This window comes from Streptococcus sp. 3613 (genome assembly GCF_013277375.1).
In the GTDB taxonomy this organism is placed as follows: domain Bacteria; phylum Bacillota; class Bacilli; order Lactobacillales; family Streptococcaceae; genus Streptococcus; species Streptococcus pseudopneumoniae.
Genome location: NZ_VMMV01000076.1, coordinates 1,927 through 2,169, shown reverse-complemented (window position 1 = coordinate 2,169; position 243 = coordinate 1,927). Strand labels below are relative to the sequence as shown.

Below are 243 nucleotides of genomic sequence, written 5' to 3'. Positions count from 1 at the left end.
CTCAAGATGGTCAAAGACAGGAAAGCTTACAGCGCTATACTCGTGAGGAGAGCGCGAGACAAGCAAGAGCAGTTCGTGAGCAGATATCCAGAGATTATGTAGGGAAATCAAGCTATCAAGAAGACGTGGAGGGGATTCATCGGAGAATTGAAGGAGTTAAAACGAGTGCGAATAGAGAAATAACTAGCCAAATAGCTAGCTATCGTCAATCTGCCGACGGGACATTTAGGGATATTTCAAGCC

At 45.3% G+C, this 243-nt stretch carries 1 pseudogene; it reads left to right on the top strand.

The window, feature by feature from the left end:
• A pseudogene (locus tag HT708_RS11955) lies at nucleotides 1–243 on the top strand (hypothetical protein); the annotation flags it as partial.